Here is a 3510-nt window from a genome sequence, read left to right as displayed (position 1 = left end):
GAGCTTTCGTCCCTCGTGCATGAGGGCCACAGTCCCATCCGGGTACTCCAGAAATGAAATATATTGCCCAACAAGCTTATGATTCAGCTCTGTCGGTTCAAGCAGATAAATACATTTGTCATAGGTAATCGTCAGGTTCTTGGTGACCTTACGCGGTTCCTGCCAGGTAAAAATATCATCCAGTTCAAGATCAGATTCGGTTAATGGTCGATGCAGGTTCTTTGAGTTTCGCGCACATTTGGCGAACTTCTGATTGAACTGCTCAATAAAGCAGGGCAACCAGGCATTTGCTTCTGCAATCGAACAGATGCCTTCCAGGCGCATCTCCTTGATCAAACGGTCCTGAAGGGTTCTATTCGCTCGCTCTACGCGACCTTTGGCCTGGGGTGAATTGGCGAAGATAATATCAATGTTTAACTCATTCAGAATCCGCCCAAATTGCGTGATCTGGCTGTCTTGCCTGGATTTCTGGTTGACTCTAAATACCGAGTGTTTATCGCTATAAAACGCTAAAGGCTTGCCGTATTGCTCAATGTAGGCTCGGGTTGAAAGCATATAATCAAAGGTCGTTTCAGCCTCACAAAAGCGCAGATGCAACAGCTTTCCAGTGGCGTCATCGATATAAACCAGCAAGCAGCATTTGGAAGCTCGACCTTCAAACCAGTCATGATATGAGCCATCGATCTGGATCAGCTCACCGAAGCAATCACGGTTGTATCGAGGCTGATATGGACGTTTCAGGCGCTTGGATCGAGGAATCCAGAGGTCATTTGCAGTCATCCAGCGACGAACCGTTTCTACCGGGATATTCAGGTCAAACATGCTGCTGAGCTTCTCATGCGCCAAGGTAGGTCCAAAGCCCAGCAGATGTTCAGAAATAATGGAAAGACATTCTGATTTTAACAGAACGTCATGGCGACGATGACCCGGTTGACCACGACTAGCATGCGTCATGCCTGAAACACCATCTTGATTGAGCTTCTGCAATAACCGGGTAATTTGACGGGTGGAAAGATTCAGGATTTCAGCAGCACGGACTTGGGTAATACGATGATCTCGAACGTCTTGCAGAACTGCAAGACGTTGAATTTCTTTGTCAGACATAGTGATCAGCATCTATATTTTATATCCAGTCCATGGTGATAAAAACCATCATAAACCAGACATTTTTATTGGTGAGAATATAGACACTTTAAATGGGTTCTAACATATACGTTTCGTATAAGCTCTATTATGTTAAATGGGAGGGAGGGAGCAAAATAAGTTAACATTTTGCTTCCGGCCACATTAAGCTAGAGTTTTATTTAAATAAAGCTATTTAGTAATCATTAAATTAATTAAAATCTAAATCTAACACCAGCTCCATATAACCAACCTTTCTCAGAGTTTGATTCTATTTGCCACGACGTTTCATCATTACCTTTTGAATACTCATAGGCAATGTCGATATACGGCATGATCTTTTTACTGATTTCATAGCGAGTTTCAAACCCTGCGGTTGCACTGCTTAAACCAGTTTTTTTCGCATATTTAGAGTCATCACTAAAGATAGCATCCAACTCTAAATAAGGTTGAATAATCAACTTTTGCGTAATCAGAAAATCACGTTCCGTTTCTAGGCTAAAGCCCGCATAATTGTCTTCTCCCGCATAGAGATAAGCATCAGTTTCAAAGAAATATGGCGCCATACCATGTAAGCCAATCACCGCATCAACATTTTCTTCGGTGTCTTTGCGATGATCATTGAGTTCAACTTTTTCACTACGATAACGTGCACCAATCTGTGCATCCCAAAAGTCTGAAATCATACGGCTATATAAAAGTTTGGCATCATAATGTGCATCATGCGATTCTTCTTTATCGGCATGAATTTTAATAAAAACCTTATTTTCATCTGTGCCAATACGGGTTTCAAACTCTGACTTTAAATCACCTGTGCCATCTTCATTGACAAGCCACTTATTGTCCACTGTCGTAATCGCATAAATTTGCGCACCGTGTTCTGAGCGATGATCATAATGCGAACTCTGCTGAGCATTCGCATCTGGTACATGATGTAAATGATTAACCGTAGATGTTGCCTGATGTTGTGCCTGATTCATTTGGCTATGGTTCATTTGAGAGCGATCCATTTGCATCGGCTGATTTTGACTAGAAGATGTAGCAACTGTCATTTTTTCAGGCGCACTATGATCTTCACCATTATGTGCCAAACTCACTGCACTGACCATCAACAAAGAGCTTGCTAAAACAGTTTTAGAAAAAAGATTAATGGTGCGCATGTTGATCTCCTTTCTGTACTTTTTGATCTTGCTGTTTCTCTGTTGATTTGTGATGCATTGGCTGATGACCTGCATGTTGATGGTTCATCGGTGCTGAATGTGCAGCATGATTCATTTTCCCCATCATCTGCATGTGTTGTGCATGCTCTTGTGGAGAATGCTGTGAATGATCCATCTCAGACATCGCTTGATGATTCATTGATGGTACATTTTTTCCATCAGTCTGAGCAGTTGAATGATGCCCTTCGTGCGCCAAACTTAAGCTTGTTAAACTCAATACCGCAACAGAAAAAAACGCTTTAAATACAAAATTAGTGATGTGCATGTCCAGCTCCTTTTTGCTCAGTTACTTGGTGAGTTTGAGTCGAATTTGTACCTTGAATTGGCGTTGTAGACACTTGTTCATCGCTAACATTTGCCACGATCAACTTGTTCATCATTCCTGCACTCATGTGATACAACAAATGACAATGGATTGCCCATTCGCCCAACTCATCCGCAGTTAATAAAGCAGTCACTGTTTTACCCGGTGGTACAATCAATGTGTGTTTATTCGGCATATCTACCGACTCTTGACCATTCTCCAACTGCATAAACATGCCATGTAAATGCATGGGGTGCGCCATCATACTGTCATTAATAAATTTGATACGGATACGCTCGCCATACTTCACTTTTAATGGCTCAGCATCGCTGAATTTTTTACCGTTAATCGTCCAAATATAACGCTCCATAGTACCGCCCAAACGCACTACTAATTCACTGCTAGCTTCACGAGTATCTTTTTGCGGTTCTAAAGATTTTAAATCACTATATTGCAAGGCTTTATTGCCCGCAGGTGTAGATGCATTTGCCCAACCATAAACCACTTGATCATTTTCTTGTGGTTTTGCTGTGCCATGCTGTGAATGATCCATTTTCGAGTGATCCATGCCTTGCATATCGCCATGGTTCATTTTTGAATGATCCATTTTCGAGTGATCCATGCCTTGCATATTGCCGTGGTTCATTTTCGAATGATCCATTCCTGCATGATCACCGTCACCATGTCCCATATCTTCCATGGTCAAAAGTGAGCGTGGACGTGGTGCAGGCATATGAATGCCATGTGTCATAGGATTTAGTTCATTGTGCAGTGTACCAATCGCATAACCTGAACGGTCAATTGACTCAGCTTCAATTTGATAATGTCCACCTTTTGGCTCCACAATCACATCATAAGTTTCAG

The 3510-nt window shown here is 41.9% G+C and carries 4 protein-coding genes; all 4 read right to left on the bottom strand.

Going from position 1 to position 3510, the window contains the following annotated elements:
- On the bottom strand, positions 1-1116 hold a 1116-nt coding region (locus NI468_RS15845), incomplete at its 3' end, for an ISNCY family transposase (protein ID WP_253102596.1).
- 221 nt (positions 1117-1337) lie between these two features.
- Positions 1338-2282, bottom strand: a complete 945-nt coding sequence (locus NI468_RS15840; RefSeq protein ID WP_004668309.1) for a copper resistance protein B — start codon at positions 2280-2282, stop codon at positions 1338-1340.
- The gene (locus tag NI468_RS15835; protein WP_004897649.1) at positions 2269-2607 is read right to left on the bottom strand and encodes a hypothetical protein; all 339 of its coding nucleotides are present in this window, start codon (positions 2605-2607) and stop codon (positions 2269-2271) included. Before NI468_RS15835 ends, NI468_RS15840 begins: the two co-directional genes overlap by 14 nt.
- Positions 2594-3510: multicopper oxidase domain-containing protein (locus NI468_RS15830; RefSeq protein ID WP_276534309.1), on the bottom strand; the 917-nt coding region annotated here is incomplete at its 5' end. The genes NI468_RS15835 and NI468_RS15830, both read right to left, overlap by 14 nt.

The sequence above is a fragment of the Acinetobacter lwoffii genome, assembly GCF_024129355.1.
GTDB lineage: Bacteria > Pseudomonadota > Gammaproteobacteria > Pseudomonadales > Moraxellaceae > Acinetobacter > Acinetobacter lwoffii_I.
This window is presented reverse-complemented; position numbering and strand designations above follow the sequence as displayed.